18 protein-coding genes and 1 pseudogene are annotated in these 16,606 nt (G+C 65.3%); 9 read left to right on the top strand and 10 right to left on the bottom strand.

What is annotated here, in order from left to right; genetic code table 11:
* Positions 1-782 (bottom strand): annotated as a pseudogene (locus ACIOU8_RS11670) (IS3 family transposase); the annotation flags it as partial.
* 109 nt (positions 783-891) lie between these two features.
* Here ACIOU8_RS11670 and ACIOU8_RS11675 point away from each other — a divergent pair.
* Positions 892-1,470, top strand: coding sequence for a hypothetical protein (locus ACIOU8_RS11675; protein ID WP_400789482.1), 579 nt, complete (start codon positions 892-894; stop codon positions 1,468-1,470).
* Between the two features lie 842 nt (positions 1,471-2,312).
* Here ACIOU8_RS11675 and ACIOU8_RS11680 read toward each other — a convergent pair.
* Positions 2,313-2,936: a hypothetical protein gene (locus ACIOU8_RS11680; RefSeq protein WP_400789484.1), complete on the bottom strand. Its 624-nt coding sequence runs from the start codon at positions 2,934-2,936 to the stop codon at positions 2,313-2,315.
* Positions 2,937-3,589: 653 nt separating this feature from the next.
* Here ACIOU8_RS11680 and ACIOU8_RS11685 point away from each other — a divergent pair.
* Positions 3,590-4,066, top strand: a complete 477-nt coding sequence (locus ACIOU8_RS11685; protein WP_400789486.1) for a hypothetical protein — start codon at positions 3,590-3,592, stop codon at positions 4,064-4,066.
* 36 nt (positions 4,067-4,102) lie between these two features.
* Positions 4,103-4,543 carry a hypothetical protein gene (locus ACIOU8_RS11690; RefSeq protein WP_400789488.1) on the top strand — a complete coding sequence of 147 codons (441 nt, stop codon included), beginning with the start codon at positions 4,103-4,105 and terminating at the stop codon, positions 4,541-4,543.
* A gap of 272 nt (positions 4,544-4,815) precedes the next feature.
* Here ACIOU8_RS11690 and ACIOU8_RS11695 read toward each other — a convergent pair whose 3' ends face one another.
* Positions 4,816-5,205 (bottom strand): hypothetical protein, encoded by a 390-nt coding sequence (locus ACIOU8_RS11695; protein WP_400789490.1) that lies wholly within the window; start codon positions 5,203-5,205, stop codon positions 4,816-4,818.
* A 66-nt stretch (positions 5,206-5,271) separates the two neighbouring features.
* On the opposite strand from ACIOU8_RS11695, the gene ACIOU8_RS11700 reads away from it, so the two are divergent.
* The 4 genes from ACIOU8_RS11700 to ACIOU8_RS11715 all read left to right on the top strand — a co-directional run bounded on the left by ACIOU8_RS11700 (position 5,272) and on the right by ACIOU8_RS11715 (position 9,221).
* Positions 5,272-5,478 carry a hypothetical protein gene (locus ACIOU8_RS11700; RefSeq protein ID WP_400789492.1) on the top strand — a complete coding sequence of 69 codons (207 nt, stop codon included), beginning with the start codon at positions 5,272-5,274 and terminating at the stop codon, positions 5,476-5,478.
* 1,002 nt (positions 5,479-6,480) lie between these two features.
* A complete protein-coding gene (locus tag ACIOU8_RS11705; RefSeq protein WP_400789495.1) occupies positions 6,481-6,837 on the top strand; it encodes a hypothetical protein in 357 nt (118 codons plus the stop codon).
* 81 nt (positions 6,838-6,918) lie between these two features.
* Positions 6,919-8,355 (top strand): LCP family protein, encoded by a 1,437-nt coding sequence (locus ACIOU8_RS11710; protein WP_400789497.1) that lies wholly within the window; start codon positions 6,919-6,921, stop codon positions 8,353-8,355.
* Between the two features lie 68 nt (positions 8,356-8,423).
* A complete protein-coding gene (locus ACIOU8_RS11715; protein ID WP_400789499.1) occupies positions 8,424-9,221 on the top strand; it encodes a siderophore-interacting protein in 798 nt (265 codons plus the stop codon).
* Between the two features lie 13 nt (positions 9,222-9,234).
* Here the strand turns inward: ACIOU8_RS11715 and ACIOU8_RS11720 are convergent, their stop codons facing one another.
* Both ACIOU8_RS11720 and ACIOU8_RS11725 read right to left on the bottom strand, forming a co-directional pair.
* Positions 9,235-10,224 (bottom strand): aldo/keto reductase, encoded by a 990-nt coding sequence (locus ACIOU8_RS11720; protein WP_400789501.1) that lies wholly within the window; start codon positions 10,222-10,224, stop codon positions 9,235-9,237.
* Between the two features lie 67 nt (positions 10,225-10,291).
* The gene (locus tag ACIOU8_RS11725; RefSeq protein WP_400789504.1) at positions 10,292-10,618 is read right to left on the bottom strand and encodes a hypothetical protein; all 327 of its coding nucleotides are present in this window, start codon (positions 10,616-10,618) and stop codon (positions 10,292-10,294) included.
* Positions 10,619-10,819: 201 nt separating this feature from the next.
* Here ACIOU8_RS11725 and ACIOU8_RS11730 point away from each other — a divergent pair, with 201 nt between their 5' ends.
* Positions 10,820-11,056, top strand: a complete 237-nt coding sequence (locus ACIOU8_RS11730; RefSeq protein ID WP_400789506.1) for a hypothetical protein — start codon at positions 10,820-10,822, stop codon at positions 11,054-11,056.
* A gap of 29 nt (positions 11,057-11,085) precedes the next feature.
* Positions 11,086-11,307 (top strand): hypothetical protein, encoded by a 222-nt coding sequence (locus ACIOU8_RS11735; protein WP_400789509.1) that lies wholly within the window; start codon positions 11,086-11,088, stop codon positions 11,305-11,307.
* A 193-nt stretch (positions 11,308-11,500) separates the two neighbouring features.
* Here ACIOU8_RS11735 and ACIOU8_RS11740 read toward each other — a convergent pair whose 3' ends face one another.
* The 5 genes from ACIOU8_RS11740 to ACIOU8_RS11760 all read right to left on the bottom strand — a co-directional run bounded on the left by ACIOU8_RS11740 (position 11,501) and on the right by ACIOU8_RS11760 (position 16,598).
* Positions 11,501-12,262: a Pr6Pr family membrane protein gene (locus tag ACIOU8_RS11740; protein WP_400789511.1), complete on the bottom strand. Its 762-nt coding sequence runs from the start codon at positions 12,260-12,262 to the stop codon at positions 11,501-11,503.
* Between the two features lie 40 nt (positions 12,263-12,302).
* The gene (locus tag ACIOU8_RS11745; RefSeq protein WP_400789513.1) at positions 12,303-13,262 is read right to left on the bottom strand and encodes a sugar kinase; all 960 of its coding nucleotides are present in this window, start codon (positions 13,260-13,262) and stop codon (positions 12,303-12,305) included.
* Complete coding sequence (locus tag ACIOU8_RS11750; protein WP_400789516.1) at positions 13,259-13,912, bottom strand: bifunctional 4-hydroxy-2-oxoglutarate aldolase/2-dehydro-3-deoxy-phosphogluconate aldolase; 654 nt, start codon at positions 13,910-13,912, stop codon at positions 13,259-13,261. The genes ACIOU8_RS11745 and ACIOU8_RS11750 overlap by 4 nt, the downstream gene beginning before the upstream one ends.
* Positions 13,902-15,128 (bottom strand): D-mannonate dehydratase ManD, encoded by a 1,227-nt coding sequence (gene manD / locus ACIOU8_RS11755; RefSeq protein WP_400789519.1) that lies wholly within the window; start codon positions 15,126-15,128, stop codon positions 13,902-13,904. The genes ACIOU8_RS11750 and manD overlap by 11 nt, the downstream gene beginning before the upstream one ends.
* A 78-nt stretch (positions 15,129-15,206) precedes the next feature.
* Entirely contained in the window at positions 15,207-16,598 is a 1,392-nt protein-coding gene (locus ACIOU8_RS11760; protein WP_400789521.1) for an MFS transporter, read from the bottom strand.
* Between the last annotated feature and the right edge of the window lie 8 nt (positions 16,599-16,606).

Genomic DNA, 16,606 nt, shown 5'->3' on the forward strand with positions numbered 1-16,606 from the left:
GGCCGTCATCCGTGAGTCGAGGGAGTAGCCCACGATCCGGTTCGAGTGCACGTCTTTGATCGCGCAAAGATACAGCTTCCCCTCGTCCGTCCAATACTCGGTGATATCGGTCAGCCAGAGTTGGTCCGGCCTTGTCGCGGTGAAGTCGCGGAGCACGAGATCGTCATGCACCGGAGGCCCAGCCTTTCGGTTCAGGCCACGCTTCTTCGAGAACACCGACCACAGTTTCTGTTCCGAGCACAGTCTCCATACGCGCCGCTCGGATGCTGCCAGCCCGGCTTCGGCTTCGATCTCGTCGGAGATGAACCGATACCCGAACGCCGGGTCGTCGCGGTGAAGGTCGACGGCGGCGTTGGTGAGGTGAGCGTTGTCCCAGTCGCGTTGCGAGACGGGGTTCGCACGCCACCGGAAGAACGCTTGCTTCGAAAAGCCCAGCACCCGGCAGGTCACCGCGATCGGAACACGATCAGCGGCCAACTCATGGACCAGCGGGAACATCATTTAGGGAGTGACGCCTGCGACAGATATGCCGCCGCCCGGCGAAGGATCTCGTTCTCCTGCTCGAGCAACCGGATGCGTTTGCGCGCTTCGCGCAGTTCGGCCGCGTCAGCCTCGGTCACGCCGGGCTTGATGCCGTCTTCGACGTCCGCGATCTTGAGCCACCGTTGCAGACACGACTCCGAGACACCGAAGTCCTTCGCGATCCGGCTGATCGGGGCGTCGCCCCGACGCGCGACCGCGATGACGTCGTTCCGGAACTCTTTGGGGAATGCTTTCGGCACGTTGACCATCCTTCCGTGAGAACCGAAATCCTCACAGCGTTGGAGTCAACCAGATCGTCAGCAGTCCCAGGTTTCATACGCCATCGAACTCGACGCGACCGTCGACCTCTTGCCCATCGAACGGACCCCAGCGACGGAGCACCCGAACCCGCCAGTCGGATGGGAGATCGAGCGCGACGAAGAGGGCAGCATCATCATGGACCCTGACCAGGTCCACATCGAAGTCGTTTCGTGGCGGAAAGTTCGCTACAACACAGCCGGAGTCGACGGTCGCGTCGACAGGATCGCCACATTGGCGGGCAAGAAGAAGACCCCGCTCTCTGACATGTTCCTCTCCTGGCACGAACTCGCTGACATCAAGATGCTCGAGCTGAAGCATCCCGCGTTCAAAGACGAGCGCGAAGCACGAATGATCCTCGAGGTGAACCCACGGTGGAAGTTCGTGCACCATTACGAAGGCCGGTTCGGCGTCACCCCATTCATCGAGCTCTCTGCCGTAAACGGAGACAACCAGAACAATGCGAACGACAGGTACTTGACCACTGCAGGGAAGTTGCCCATCCGTTCCGTGATGATCGGACCTACCCCGCTCGGAGACGAGGTCATCGACGCGACGAAGGAGTTCCTCGAGCTCAACGGTTACCCGGATGTCGACGTCTCCCGCAGCACCATTCCGTTCCGATCCTGAATCAGCGTCTGTCTGACAGCGTGCCCGAGCGGATCTCGCGGGCGCCGTCTGCCGGGGCGGGCAAGTAGAGCCCCACCTCGGGAAGTAGTTCCCGTGCACCTTGTCATTGAAGGAGATCTTCGCCGCCATCCAGTAGAACCAGCTGTAGGGAGGGTCGCGTATACCTCTCCCGATCCTCCCTGCATGGGCGGCGCAACATTGACGGAGTTGCGGTGACGGATGAGGCGTCCGGAGAACCGAGGTGCGTCAGCTACGCCCGACCCCAGCGACGCCAGTATTTCGTGACGGCCAGGCCTGGTGAGGAGTTGTCGCAGCCGGGCGGCAGCTGCAAGATAAGCGCCGGCGACTGGCATCGCTGGAGCCGCCCTGGCGTTCGACCTGGATACCAAGCTATGACTTGGTCCGGCACGGGTCAGATGTGGTGGACGAAGTCGTTCAAAGCTTCGTGCTTATAGACCTTCTCGAACCTAACCAAGCGCTTCTCAACCGCGCCATACAAGGAATGAACAAGGGGCGTGGGGAGCGAATCAGCTGTCACCGATCCGCTCCCCACGCCCACCTTCCATGCTCGGGTCAAGGAATCGATCTATGTTGACCCGGTCGTTGCCGCCAGAGTCAGAGACACAGCGAGGGTTGCGAGTAGCACGAAGGAGGCCAGGACGATGAGAACAATCAGCAGTGTTCGCGCCTTCGTCTGCCGCCGCAGAGAGAGCAGAGCAAAAACGATGCTGGCGACAAGAACGATAAGCCCCCAGCTCGAAGCGACCGCCAGGACGACTCCAGCGAGCAGAGCGACATATGGGAGGGCCAGGGACAGCCGCGACCGGCTGGCTGCTTCGTTGCTAGATGTTCTTGAGATAGCCACTGATGCTTCCTCCACTTGTTCCGGTCTGCTGCATCTGCTTGTTCATCTGAGCGCTATTCCCCTGCCACAGGACCGAAAGTGTGTAGTTCGTGCTGCAGTATGCCTTGTTGCCACTCACCCAACTCGAGTTGCTGTTGGAGATAGACCAGAAGCCAGCCCAACCCGTAAACGTTCCGCTGCAGAAGTGCGGAGCCTTGGTAGTGGATCCGTTCACACTGTACCGAATCTCTTGCCGATACTGCCCCGTCGTGATCCCGAAGAGCTCGGCATTCACCGTGTAGACCTTGCTGTAAGTCTTCGTGGCCGCCCGAGCCGACAGTGAGTCAGGCATCACGCTCGCCTCATCTTCTACGACAACGAAGTCATAGGCATCGAGGTCAGTGATCGACTCCACGAAGAGATCCTGATCAGCCTCACTGAGGGCATCGAACTTCAGAAGCTCGCTGGCGGGAAGCGACTCTCGAACCTCGAGAATCGCGGCCTCCACCGCTGGGTCATCGGAGACGCTTGCTGCTGCGGGGGTCACCGAACCGAACGCCATCAGGACCGAAAGCGAGGTGAGGAGAGCGGAAATTGACGATGTACGAACTGAATTCTTCACGCTCGGCATCGTTCCATCTATCGGGCCCCTCGTCTGTCCCCCATTTGGTCCGCCGACCCGGGTGATCCACCTCGCCGCGTGCTGCTCTGTCCGAGAGCTCACGCGCGTGCACCGACCGGTCGCATCTCCACATCGGGTGCACCTTTCTGCGCCCGAAACTGCGGCTGAACAGCCTAAACACGGCCACGGATTTCACGTGAGCTCGTCAACGGCAAAGAAAGAAACTGGCGGGCTGAACTGCTGAGCAAAGCCGATCTCCGAATGCTCGATCTGTCCTGAATGCTGGAGTCGTGGTGCCCGCGTGAGAAGGGAACACACCAGAAGGTGACGATGTTGGAACCGTTCGACGCCGCCCGGAGATTACGTCAAGTGAGGGCCACTGACTTCGTTGCGCTGCGTGAGCGCTGCCTCGCTCCGCCCTGCCTCCATCGCCGCCCGCAGAATCACCAGATCACTGGACGACCTATCCACCATTCGCGGACGCAGTGCGTCGCGGATACGGACTCGATTACAAGTAGCGTGCTCACGCGGAGCGCTGAACCCTCGTCGGCGGACGTCATGTGCCTGCCCGTCCTGTCTCAAACTCTGCGATTCACCGCACGCGGTTCGGACATACTGGTGCTTCATGCCCACGGAACGAGAGGCTCACTCACATGACCGAATCAGACGAGTCGTCGAGCGAACCGGAAGTCAACGACTGGGCCAACCCCACACCGGAAGAAGCGCGGCGACTGCTCGGCAAGACGAACGACCTCGCGGCTCTTCTCGAACTGCACCCGCAACTTGCGAAGGTCGCTCGCCTCGGCGTCGACGCCATCCGCGCGACAGGTGACGCTGAACGTGAAGCCATCGAGAATCTCGCTAGTGAGTACTACAAGTTCACGCATCACAACGTCGATGAACTGTACGCACGGTTGCGCGACCCGAACGTCAGTGCGGAGGAAGTCAGCCGCATCTACGATCTGCTCGGAACCATCGAGGCTCGGGTGGCCGCGAAAGACACGGAGCACATCGCCGCCCAAGCCAAGATCGGCGACAAGGACCGAAAGTACATCACGCTCTTCATCGGCCTCGGACTGACTGCAACCGTCCTCCTGCTGTCACGCGGTAAAGGGATCGGCCTTCGCTGACCGACCCTAGGGACATTGTCCTCGGGCTGCTCGCGGATGGCCTACAAGGGTCGGTGGGAAAAGCTCCATATGAAAGTGAGTCAGATGGAAACGACCCGGGAGTCCGAGAGGGTGTCGAACGGCCGCAGCAGTGGGAGACGGATCCTGATTGTCGTCGGCCTGGTCGTTTTTATGATGTTCGCTATCGCGGCCTGGGTCTGCTTCGGCATCTCGGCCACGCTGGCTTCGTCGGTTGGCGGAGAGTATCTGTACATGACGGGAGAAGTCCCCTGGGAGAGCCACCCGCTCTACTACGCCGGTATCTACGGCGGGCTCGCGTTCTCCCTCTCCGGCGGGGCGCTTGCAGGCGCTGTCCTGGATGCCGTGCTCCGCCTGCCGGTGCGAGTTTGGCACTTCGTGTTGCCGGTTCTCCTGCTGGGAACTGTCGCCGCGGTGGCGTACTACATCTGCTGGATGCTCGCTCCGGTTGGAACCTGACTCGGGGGATCGACAACGAACGGAAACGACAATGGCGTTACCCACCGTCGTTGGAGCCTCCGGTCGGTCTGCTTGATGCGATCACAGTGTCGGCGCCCTCGGTCGCGAGCACGCGCGACCGGGTGCGTTTACCCTGTCGGTCTCGGAGAAGCTCGCATAACGAAGGGGGCGGTGAGAAGTGTCTGACCGGCCTCTTCGTTCATTCGGCGCCCACGATGAGCCCGGCCCTGCCGCTGAAAGCTGCACTCCAGGGCTGGCTTGGGATCGAAGTTTCAGGTCCCATCCGCTGATGTGGGCGACGTGAACTCAAGGTCGATGAGGTCGGAGGTGAATCGCCCGAGCTCGCTGACCACGTTTCCGACGTCGTGCCACGATGGAGCATCGCCGTGTGAGAGCCCGCTCCGCAACTCGTATGCGCGGTCGAAGAACTTGGTCGCCCTCATTCCTCCGTACTCGCGTGGTTCCAGCCGACGGACCAACCGCATCGCGCCTGCTCGGATCGACTCGTTCTGGAGTCCCCGCACTCGGTTCGCGAGTGCTCCTCGTCGCTCAGGATCTCGAACGACGTCCGACTTCTCCACATGCTGAGCGAGGAGCGCGATGAGCTCTTGCTCGCTGGCAGAGACCTTGGCGGTGGTCACCAGCGTTTCGATGGCTGACACCAGTGTGAGCAGTAGCGAATCTGCTCCCTGTGCACGGCTGGCCTGATTGAACAGGTCGAATGCCAGATGAGCACGATTCGTCGGAACGACCTCACGAAGGGCATTAGCGAAGCAGTCCGTGATGTTCGTCGGCGGGCTGAGCACGCGGCCTTCGGCGCTCATTGTGAAGTCGAAGAGTTCTTCTTCAGACAGGTGGACTCGACCGCCGGCGCGCTCATTGATGACGCGAACGTTTGGGGAACGCTGTCGTTCACGGCGGCCAACGCGTGCTAACTCAAAGCGGTGAAGGATTGTCGCTCCATCAAGTCGACGGACAGGCCCGCGCGCAGTGCGGCGAGGTGGAGGGTGGAGCACAACGCCTTGCCTCGCGCTTCTGCGGCAGCGTCCGTGGCGTAGCCAGAGCCTCGAAACGTAGCTCGCGTCGCGTTCTTGAGAGGGCCGGACGCTTGGATCCAGAGATGCTCCTCAGCTGACTCGACGAGCATCAGTGTGTCGTTGTCGGTGTCAGGTCGGGCGCCTCCGAGGGTCGTGGGCACGCGAAAGGAGTACATGTGTGGATCGTACTGGCGTGCAGTTCTACGGGCTGGCCAAGGCGACGCGACGAGGGTTCAGGGTCGAGGCGTTCAACGCCACCGCAGGCAAGTGCTCGGGAGTTCGCTCGACGACAGGGGGCCGCGGCCGAGCCTCGTGGCCGGTTGGTCGTCCGATGCAATAGCCGATCCGACCACGTTACTTTCGAGGCGGCGGGTGCCGGCCCGTCGAGGATGGCGCTCCGCCTCCGAACCCGTGCCTATTAGAGTTCTCAGTGTTGCACTCGGAAACGCTGTTTGACCTGGAGAAAGTCGGAACCCGTGGAACTTTCGGATGCTTAGAGTGGAATCGTTCGAAAAATGGACACGCGGGATCCCTTGAGTCTCAAGGGATCCGCGGATAAACGGATACAGCCACAGCGAGAAGTAGATGTGAAAAGGCCCGGTTCCTCACGAGGAAGCCGGGCCTTTCGCATGTGTCGGGATTGTGTCAGCCGCGGATCGACCTGCGTGCCGCCTCGAAGCGCACCCAGTCGTGGTCGGATGCCGGGGTCAGCTCCCACTCTTCGACGGGGCCGCTCTCCCATGCGGTCGCGGCCACAGCATCCGCAACTCGGGGGCTGAGTCGGTCGTTTATTTTGAATGACTCAAAATAAGGTACGGTGGAGAGACGATGTGGTGCCGGGGTTGCAGCCCCGGCACCACTGTCCGTGAGACACCACCATCCCTGACTGAGGAGGCTCGCATGAGTCACGAACACGCCCCAGAGTACAGATCTCTGCCCGCCCCGCTGCTGCCTTTTGCACAGCATGAGGCCGTGCAGCGCATCACCACCGCCGACCTGCTCGCCACTCCGCCTCGCGTGACCGAGTCCGGTCATTTCGTCGGGCGGCTGGACTCGGGTGGTCTCGGGAGCCCGCGCTACTTCGTCGGCGAATACCGCGACGGACGGATGCCGAACGCACTCGTCCTCGAATACGGCCCTTCGTCGGCAGACGAGCCCAGCTCGGCACGGGTGTGGAGCCTGGCCGACCACCGCGGAGCGAGTCCGGACTACCGCCTCGTCCACGACGATTCCTCGCGCGGCTACGTCACGGCCTGAGCCCCGAGCTCACAGCACCCTCGCAGGACTCGCCGCCTCCACGTGTCGGCGGTGGAGGCCGAGTCGTGATGGTGTGAACAGGTGAGACCGCCAGCATCCTCCCGCAACGACGACCAGAGCGACGCCCCGAACGATGCGTCGCCCGAGTCCGGACCCGTGACCCGACCGCGCCGGCGACGTGGTCGCGTCATCGGCTGGATCAGCGCCGCCGTCGTCGTGGCGCTGGTCGCCGTCGGCGCGATCGCGTACGCGCAGCTGCAGGGAAACGTCACCACCGCACCGATCCGCTCTGACAACGGGGAGACCGAACCCGAACTCGCGCCGGGGGATCTCAACATCCTGCTGCTCGGATCCGACTCGAGGGCGCTCGAATCCGAGGGCTTCGGTGAAGACGACGGCAGTGAGCGCAGCGACGCGATGGTCGTCGCGCACATCTCGAACGACAACACCCGTATCGATGCCGTGCAGCTTCCGCGCGACACCCTCGGAGACCTGCCCGCGTGCGACGACAACGGGCGCGGCTCGTATGGCGGCGGCTGGGGGATGCTGAACTCGGCGCTGCAGTACGGACCGGCGTGCTCGGTCGCCGCGGTCGAGCAGCTCACAGGCCTGACGATCGATCACTTCGTGCAGATGGACTTCGAGGGATTCATCGGCATGGTCGACGCGATGGGCGGCATCGACGTGTGCCTGCCCGAACCCCTGCAGGACGGCCACGCGAGGCTCGATCTGCCGGCCGGCGCTCAATCGATCAACGGCGACCAGGCGCTTGCCCTCGCCCGCACCCGGCACGCGCTCGCCGAAGAGAGCGACATCGCTCGCCTCGGGCATCAGCAGATGGTGCTCTCGGCGATCGTACAGAAGGCGACGAAGTCCGACGTGTTGGTTCGCCCCGACCGTCTCTACGCCTTTCTCGACGCCGTCACCTCGTCGATGACCGTCGACCCGGGGCTCGGCGCGCTGACCGACCTGGCGGGCCTCGCCGCGCGGGTCGCGAACGTTCCGCTGAGCAGCGTCACGTTCCTCACGATGCCGACGACCGAGGCTCCTGAGGATCCCAACCGCGTCGTGCCCACGGCGGATGCCGACGTCATCTTCCGTGCGCTGATCGACGACGTGCCGATCGTGCTGACCACCGACGAGGTGCAGCCCGCGCCCACCGTGCGCACGGCACCCGTGCAGATCCTCAACGGCGCGGGTGTCAGCGGCCTGGCATCCCGTGTCTCGGAGGATGCGGCCGGCTACGGATACACCGTCTCCGGAATAGCCAATGCCGACCCGGTCGAACTGACGACCATCACGGCTGCCGACACCCCCGACGCCCAGCAGACGGCTCAGGCGCTGGCCGCCGAACTCGGCGTCGCGGTGACCGTTCAGGTCGGAGACGTCGACGGGGTGCAGCTGCTTCTTGGAGCTGACTACGAAGCGCTCATCTCGCAGCCCAACGCGACCCCGGTGCCACCGCGGCCCGTCGACGCCGTGAACCGCAGCGCCGACACAGACCTCTGCGCCGGCTGAGCGGCCCTCGCTCCTGGCTGCGGAAGGCAGACTGGAGGGGACTTCGTTCCCCACCGTCAGGAGACGCCATGCCGGACCAGCCTCGTCGAACCCCCAGCCAGGCCGTGCTCAGCGTGCAGCAGGTCGAGCAGGTCAGTCCCGACCTCGTGCGCATCACGGCCGGAGGCGACGGGTACGAGGCGTTCACCGACAACGTCTTCGTCGACAAGTACGTGAAGATCCTGTTCGCCGACCCGCGTCACGGTCTCACTCCTCCGTACGATCTCGCGCAGCTGCGCGAGGAGAGCCCCGAGAAGCTGCCCGCCCGGCGCACCTACACGGTGCGTTCATCGGATGCCGAGCAGCAGCGCCTCGTGATCGACTTCGTCGTGCATGGCGACGAGGGCGTAGCGGGTCCGTGGGCTCGGTCCGCGCAGATCGGCGACACCCTCGTCGTCAGCGGCGCCGGCGGCGGGTACCTGCCAGCACCGGGAACGCCGTGGCATCTGCTCATCGGCGACCACACCGCCCTCCCCGCGATCTCGTCGGCCGTCGAGGCCATGGACCCGGATGCCGTCGGGCACGTCATCCTCACGGTCCCCGACCCCGCCGACCGCCTCCTGCCCGAGCTGCCGGCCGGCGTGACGGTTCGATGGACCGACACGGATGACGAACTGCTGGCCGTTCTCGCCGAGCTGCCCTGGGGCGCGGGTCACCCCGGAGTCTTCGCGCACGGAGAGCGAGGAACCATCAAGGCCGTACGGGCCCTGCTGAAGCAACGCGAGGTGCCGAGAGAGTCGCTGTCGATCTCGGCCTATTGGGCACGCGGACGTGCCGAGGACCAGTTCCAGGCCGAGAAGCGCGAGCCCATCGGTCAGATCGAGTAGCGCTGGGCCGCTGTCAGAAACCCTCTGGCTCTCGAGGCGTATACGCGTTGGCGAGTGCTTCGAGCTCGGCGGGTTCGAGCCGGATACTGATGGCGGCGACGGCATCCTCGATATGACCTGCCTTGGTGGCGCCGACGATCGGCGCCGTGACCGCTGATTGCTGAGCGACCCACGCGAGGGCGATCTGTGCGCGGGAGACTCCTCGACCCTCGGCGACGCGAGCGACCGCCTCGACGATGGAGCGGTTCGACTCCTCCTCGCGGCGATACAGCGTCGCGCCGAAGGCATCCGTCGCGGTGCGTGCGGTTTTCTCGTCCCAGTCGCGCGTGAGCCTGCCGCGCGCGAGCGGCGACCAGGGCAGCACCCCGACTCCCGAGTCGAGGCAGAACGGGTGCATCTCGCGCTCCTCTTCGCGCTGCAGCAGGTTGTATTGGTCCTGCATCGACACGAACGGCGTCCACCCGTTCTGCGTAGCGACGTGCTGAGCCTTCGCGAACTGCCACGTCCACATCGACGACGCACCGATATATCGCGACTTGCCGGAGCGGACGACATCGTGCAGCGCCTGCATCGTCTCCTCGATCGGCGTCTGCGGATCCCATCGGTGGATCTGGTAGAGGTCGACGTGGTCGGTGCCGAGGCGCCTCAGGCTCGCGTCGACGCCCGACAGGATGTGTGCGCGACTGAGCCCGGCCTGGTTCGCACCCGGGCCCATGCGCCCGTGCACCTTGGTCGCGATCACGACCTCATCGCGGCTGGCGAAGTCGGCCAGCGCTCGACCGACGAACTCCTCGCTCGTGCCGTCGGAGTAGACGTCAGCGGTGTCGAAGGTCGTGATCCCGGCTTCGAGCGCTTGCCTGATAAGCGGACGGCTGGCCTCTTCGTCCAGCGACCACCCGTGCGCGCCGCGATCCGGGGCGCCGAAGCTCATGCATCCGAGCACGACCCTCGAGATCCGCAGTCCTGAGTGACCGAGCCTCACGCTGTTCTCTGTGTCGAGCATCCGAATACTCCCTCGTGTCGTGTCTGCGACCGATGCTCTCACGGTGCGGAGCAGTCAGGCGCGTCGGTCAGGTGAATCTGAACAGCAGGAGCACGAACGCGAACCAGATCGCCTGCCCGAGGAACGGCACCCAGAGCACGAGGAGCACCGCGAACCCGCCCTTGACCAGATCGCCTCGCCTGACGAACGTCGCCAGACTCATGGCGACGGCCAGCAGAACTGATGCCATGCCCGGAACTTCGAGGGGGAGCCGCTGGATCCTCTCCAGCATCCCCGGAAACAGAGTCGAGAGGGCGGTGGCTGCGGCAGTCAGCCCGATCACCAGGATGATGACCTCTGCAGTGATCTCGATGCGCTTGTGTCGGCGCTCAGTGACCGTCATCTCAGTGTCCACGGTCGCGAGCCTAGAGACGGATGCTGAGAGCACTCGCTCGGCATCGTGCTGCGCGCCTCCGGCCCATCCGGCTGACACCGATCAGAACCCCTATCGCGCAGCGTGGAATCCTCCCCCTTCCACGGCTCAGCTGTCAACCGCCCTGCGCTCGCGCCGAATCGGGTGGATCATGAGGACTCGGACGACACAGAGGAGGGCATCATGTCGAACATCGACGCATTCGCCAACGGCTTCCCGCCGAACATGCCGGGGGTTCCCCCGGTAGACCACTTCGTCGACGAAACGTACCCCACCGATACCTCGCAGCCTGAGACCCAGGGCGACGAACCGCTCGAGGCTGAGCTCGGCGAGGACGGACAGGGCGATCTCGCCCCCGAGGACGAAGGCCTGTCGCACAGCGGCGACGCCCCCTCGGATCTGCGGGACGGCACGGAGTGACCGGTGACGGCCAGGAGCCCGGCCGGAGTGTGAGCGGCGCAGAACCCTCCGACGACGGGATTGCGGCGCTCATCGAGGATCGGGACGCCGACGACCCTGACCAGGTCGGAGAGATTCCCGCGGGCAATGCCGGCGCGGACTCCGGTGGGTCGGCTCCGGTGCGGGTCGATCCGTCGTCGGAGTCATCCGTGCAGGACGAGTCCGTCCACAACGACGAGCCGGGTGTGGGCACGCGTCGCTCGCGCGACTGAGGTGGACGCGCCGTCGGCGACTGAGGTGGCTGCGCCGCCGGGAGGAGAACTGACTCGCCGGCCTCGCTCATCTGCAGGACCGAAGCACGGATGCAGGGCAGGAACTCGATTTCGGTCCTGCATCCGTGCCGTGGTCCTGCAGACGGACCGGGGACTCCTGCAAGGGACCCAGGGCCGCCCAGGAGTGGCCGAATCAGTGCCGCGCGAGCCGCCGCGCGAGTGAGCCGAGCACACGGTCGATGATGACGAACACGAAGCCGACGGCGACGAGGGCGATCGTCAGGGCGATGATCCACTGGGCGACGCCACCGAGTCCGAGCGCGTCGACATCCATGAAGGGGTACGGATACGTGTGGCCGGGTGTGAACTCCCCGCCGACCGCCCCGTAGGCGAATGCCCACGTCAGGTACGCATAGGGGATGAGAGTCCACAGCAATGGATCGATCCACCGGAACGACCCCTTCGGCACGAAGACCAGCCAGTCGACGATCACCAGCACAGGCGTGATGATGTGGATCAGGTTGTCGGTGAGTGAGAAGATATCGGCGTCGCCGTCGGCGAACCTCGTGGGCACGAGCACGATCAGATAGATCAGCATGGTGACGGTGATCGCGAACAGCACCGCTCCGCTGCCCCGGGCGCTCGGCGTCGAGGTGCCGAATGAACCGCTCTGACGGAGGTCGCGGACGGTGCGGACGATGAGGACCAGCACCCAGGCGAGGCAGAGCAGATTGCTGACCATCGTGTAAAACAGCACGGTCGTCCACGATGGCTCGCCGGTCAGGAGGTCGGCGTGCCGGATGACCCCGGTGAGGATGACCGCCAGCGTCATGAGTCGATAGACGAGAGCGACCGGGCGGGAGTTCACCGCAGCGTGCGAGAACAGTGATCTGCGCGCGGGTTCTGAATCGGGTGGGCCGGAAGCCGTGGACGGAGAGACGACGGCTTTTGACATCCTTCGAGGCTACGCGTTCTCGGGCGGCGCCGACGCCGATTCAGCGCCGCACCGGGTCGGAATCGCCGTCGAGGAAACGCTCGAGGTCGCGCAGGGTCGGAGCGGCCTCCCAGTCCCCGGGAACCAGGCAGGCCATCGCGCCGCAGGCGTTCGCTCGCCGCAGTACGGTGTCGGCATCCTGTCCGTCGAGCAGGGCGCTGAGATAGCCGGCGACGAAGGCGTCACCCGCCCCCACGGTGTCGACCGGGTCGATCGTGAACCCTGGCGCGCCGATCACAGAATCAACCGTGAAGACCGAGGCGCCGTCGGGTCCTTGCTTCAGCACGGTCGTGGCACACCCGGCATCCTGCAGTCGTGCAGCGGCATCCGCAACTGACATACCCGGATACAGGATGGCGAACTCCTCGGCGCCGCCGAAGACGACATCGGCACGCTCGGCGAGATCGCGCAGCACCGGGCCCGCGACCCCCGGTGAGGCGAGCGCTGAGCGGTAGTTGATGTCGAAGCTCACCATGGTGCCGGCCGCCCGCGCCCGGTCGACCGCGGCATGCACGGCGGCCTCGGCCGTGTCGGACAGCAGGGGAGTGATGCCCGTGATGTGCAGCAGCGACGCGTCCTCGACCCATCCGTCCGGCAGGTCTTCGGGCCGCAGCCTGGAGCCGGCCGACCCTGCGCGGTAATAGTGCACGGCGGTGGATGCCGCAGAGGGGCGCTCCTTCACCATCAGACCGGTCGCGGCATCCGGGTCGACGATCGCTCGCACGTCGACGCCGTCACCACGGATCTCCCGCGTGACGCGCTCGCCGAGGGAGTCGTCACCCACGCGTCCGAGCCAGGACGTCGGGATGCCGAGCCGGGCGAGCCCGATCGCGACGTTGCTCTCGGCGCCGCCGATGCCGAACGCCAGAGCATTCGCGTGCCGCAGCGAGCCGATCTCGGTCGTGCGGACGAGCGCCATGGTCTCGCCGAGCGTGACGACGGACCGCGACGGAGCGGTCACTCGGAGTCCCGCGCGCAGACCTCGACGAATGCGGCCGCTCGCTCGCGCAGCGCGGCGAGATCGCCACCGCTGAAGGCGTCGCCCAGCAGTGGACCGCCTACGCTCACCGCGACGGCCCCGGCGCGCAACCAGGCCTCGGCTCCCGTGAGGTCGACGCCGCCGGAGGGCACAGCGACGAGGTCGGGGAAGGGCCCGCGCAGGTCTTTGAGGTACGAGGGTCCGACCTGACCGGCGGGGAACACCTTGACCGCCGACGCGCCCGCAGACCACGAGGCGAACAGCTCGGTCGGCGTGAGTCCACCCGGAACGATCGGCACACCGGCATCCGTCGCCTGGGTGACGAAGTCGGTCGAGGTGATCGGGGTGACGATGTACGCGGCGCCCACCTCGATGGCCCGCGCCAGGTCGTCGGTGTTCGTGACAGTGCCGATTCCGAGGTCGATCGCGTCGCCGAACCGTGCGAGCAGCTGGGGGAAGTGCTCGAACGTGCCGGGCGTGGTCAGCGTCAGCTCGACACTGCGGATGCCGGCGTCGACGAGCACGTCGAGCACGGCGTCGTAGTCCTCGGCCCGCTTCGCACGGGCGACGACGATCAGGCGCGAGTCGACAGTGCGCTGCGGCAGGGCGACCCGGCGAACCTCACCAGTCATGAACGGTCCCGTCGAGCAGGCGGTTCACCGGCAGGTAGGCCTTGGTGTACTCGTGGCCGGCTGCGGCATCCTCATCGAGGTCGACACCGAGTCCGGGCTTGTCGCCGGGGTGCAGGAAGCCCCGATCGAACGTGAAGGAGGTCTGGAACACCTCGAGCGTCTGCTCGTTGTGCGGCATGTACTCCTGGATGCCGAAGTTGTGGATCGCGAGGTCGAGGTGCAGAGCCGCCGCCATGCCGACCGGCGAGATGTCGGTGGGGCCGTGGATGCCGGACTTGATGCCGTAGATCGCGGCGAAGTCGAGCAGCTTCTTCATGGCCGTGATGCCGCCGGTGTGGGTGACGGCCGAGCGCACGTAGTCGATCAGACGCTCGGTGATGAGGGTCTGGTAGTCGAAGACCGAGTTGAAGACCTCTCCGATCGCGAGTGGCGTCGTCGAGTGCTGGCGCACGAGGCGCAGCGCGGTCTGGTCTTCGCCCGGGGTGCAGTCCTCGAGCCAGAACAGGTCGTAGGGCTCGATGTCCTTCGCGAAGCGCGCGGCCTCGATCGGCGACATCCGGTGGTGTCCGTCGTGCAGGATGCGCAGGTCGGTGCCGAAGTCCTCACGGATCTGCGAGAAGATCCCTGGCATGTGGTGGAGGTAGTTGCGGGTGTCCCACGTCTCCTCGCTCGGGCGATCTCCCGAGCGCTTGGCCGGTTCGTAGTCGTAGCGCACGCCGGGCCCGGTCGACGAGACGCCGTAGATCTGGCCGAGGCCGGGCACACCGGTCTGCACGCGCACGGCGGTGTAGCCGAGCTCTTCGTAGCCGGTGATCGCGTTCTTCAGTGCCGCGTAGTCGGTGCCCGAGGCGTGGGCGTAGACGCGGACACCCTCGCGGCTGGCGCCGCCGAGCAGCTGGTAAAGCGGCATCCCGGCCTTCTTGGCCTTGATGTCCCACAGAGCCATGTCGACCGCGGCGATCGCTGCCATGGTGACGGGGCCGCGACGCCAGTATGGGCCGCGGTAGAGGTACTGCCAGGTGTCTTCGATGCGGTCTTCATCGCGGCCGATGAGCATCGAGGCGACGTGGTCGGAGAGGTACGAGGCGACCGCGAGCTCGCGTCCGTTGAGCGTGGCGTCGCCCAGGCCGACGATCCCGTCGGAGGTCGTGATCTTGAGCGTGACGAAGTTGCGTCCGGGGCTGGTGATGTTGACGTCGACGATCTCGATGGTCATGGCAGAGGTTCCTCAGAAGTGGGTGGGGCGGGGTGCGGCCGTTCGGGTCGGCCGCACCCCGAGTGGGTGTCGGTTCGGTCAGATCGCGTCGCGCGGGTCCGTCAGGTCGCGGCCGGCGACCTCCGGCATCCAGATCGAGGCGATGAGGGCGCTCAGGGTGAAGATGAAGAGCATGATGATGATCGGGATGAACGAGCCGGTGACGGCCGAGACCCACGCGGCGGCGATGACGGGGCCGGCGCCGGTCGCGATGATGGCGGCGATCTCGCGGGCCATGGCCGTGAACGTGTAGCGGTTGCGCGAGCCGAAGAGCTCGGGCAGCGTGAGGTTCTCGAGCGATGCGAAGCTCATCACCGCGAGGTTGTGCAGCACGACGTAGCCGATGAAGACCTGAACCGTGACGCCGCTGCTGATCATGAGCATCGTCGGGACGATGATGATGAGCGCCACGACCGACCACACCATGTACATGCGCTTGCGGCCGAAGCGGTCGCCGAGCCAGCCAGACAGCGGCACCGTGATGAAGGCCACGAGCGACGAGACGATCACGGCGTTGACGCCGATCGCGCGGTCGAGCAGCAGCACGACGGTGATGTAGCTGATGAGGTAGGTCTGGATCATGCCCGAGTTGCCGGCCTGCCCGAAGCGCAGCAGCAGTGCGATCGAGAACGCCTTCCAGGGCTTGCGCTGCATCGCCTCGAGCGTGCGGATGTCGTTGGTCTCGGTGGCGAGCTGGATCGTCTCCTCACGGGAGAGGGCCTTGCCGTCGACGACGTCGTCGCGCTCCTCGAAGACCGGGGTCTCCTTAAGGTTGAAGCGCACCCAGATCGCGAAGAGCATGATGATCGCGCTGCCGATGAACGGGATGCGCCATGCCCAGTCGATGACCTCCTGCTCGCTGTAGGCGACGAGCAGGATCGCCCAGATGCCGGAGGCGAGCAGCGTGCCGCAGTTCGTACCGAGCGCGACGAGGGAGGCGATGATGCCACGGCGCTTGGCCGGTGCGTACTCGGCGAGCATGACGCCGGCGCCCGAGATCTCGGCTCCCGCGCCGAAGCCCTGCGCGATGCGCAGCAGCACGAGGAGGATCGGCGCGAGGACGCCCACCTGGTTGTACGTCGGCAGGAAGCCGATGAGGGTGGTCGCGAGTCCCATCAGGAGGATCGTGTAGAACAGCACCTTCGTGCGGCCGGTCCTGTCACCCAGGCGAGCGAAGAAGAACGCACCGACCGGGCGGGCGACGTAGCCGACGCCATAGGTGGCCATCGCGGCGACCACGGCGACTGCCGGGTTCTCGGAGGAGAAGAACAGGTCGGCGAAGACGAGTGCGGCTGCCAGCGAGTAGAGCTGGTAGTCCATGAACTCCAGCGCCGTGCCGAGCCACCCGGAGATGGCGGCACGAACGAGATCACGGACGGATCTCTTCGCTGCGGGGTCGGCGGCCGTGGCCGTCGTCTGCGGTTCTGACATGGGAGGTA

The organism is Microbacterium sp. NPDC087589 (assembly GCF_044743635.1).
Lineage (GTDB): Bacteria > Actinomycetota > Actinomycetes > Actinomycetales > Microbacteriaceae > Microbacterium.

Coding starts and splice junctions, on each gene's coding strand:
- ACIOU8_RS11730 (WP_400789506.1), top strand. CDS start 10,820: ATGTCGAACATCGACGCATTCGCCAACGGCTTCCCGCCGAACATGCCG.
- manD (WP_400789519.1), bottom strand. CDS start 15,128: ATGACCATCGAGATCGTCGACGTCAACATCACCAGCCCCGGACGCAAC.
- ACIOU8_RS11690 (WP_400789488.1), top strand. CDS start 4,103: ATGGCCTACAAGGGTCGGTGGGAAAAGCTCCATATGAAAGTGAGTCAG.
- ACIOU8_RS11715 (WP_400789499.1), top strand. CDS start 8,424: ATGCCGGACCAGCCTCGTCGAACCCCCAGCCAGGCCGTGCTCAGCGTG.
- ACIOU8_RS11740 (WP_400789511.1), bottom strand. CDS start 12,262: ATGTCAAAAGCCGTCGTCTCTCCGTCCACGGCTTCCGGCCCACCCGAT.
- ACIOU8_RS11720 (WP_400789501.1), bottom strand. CDS start 10,224: ATGCTCGACACAGAGAACAGCGTGAGGCTCGGTCACTCAGGACTGCGG.
- ACIOU8_RS11700 (WP_400789492.1), top strand. CDS start 5,272: ATGAGCACGATTCGTCGGAACGACCTCACGAAGGGCATTAGCGAAGCA.
- ACIOU8_RS11705 (WP_400789495.1), top strand. CDS start 6,481: ATGAGTCACGAACACGCCCCAGAGTACAGATCTCTGCCCGCCCCGCTG.
- ACIOU8_RS11750 (WP_400789516.1), bottom strand. CDS start 13,912: ATGACTGGTGAGGTTCGCCGGGTCGCCCTGCCGCAGCGCACTGTCGAC.
- ACIOU8_RS11760 (WP_400789521.1), bottom strand. CDS start 16,598: ATGTCAGAACCGCAGACGACGGCCACGGCCGCCGACCCCGCAGCGAAG.
- ACIOU8_RS11685 (WP_400789486.1), top strand. CDS start 3,590: ATGACCGAATCAGACGAGTCGTCGAGCGAACCGGAAGTCAACGACTGG.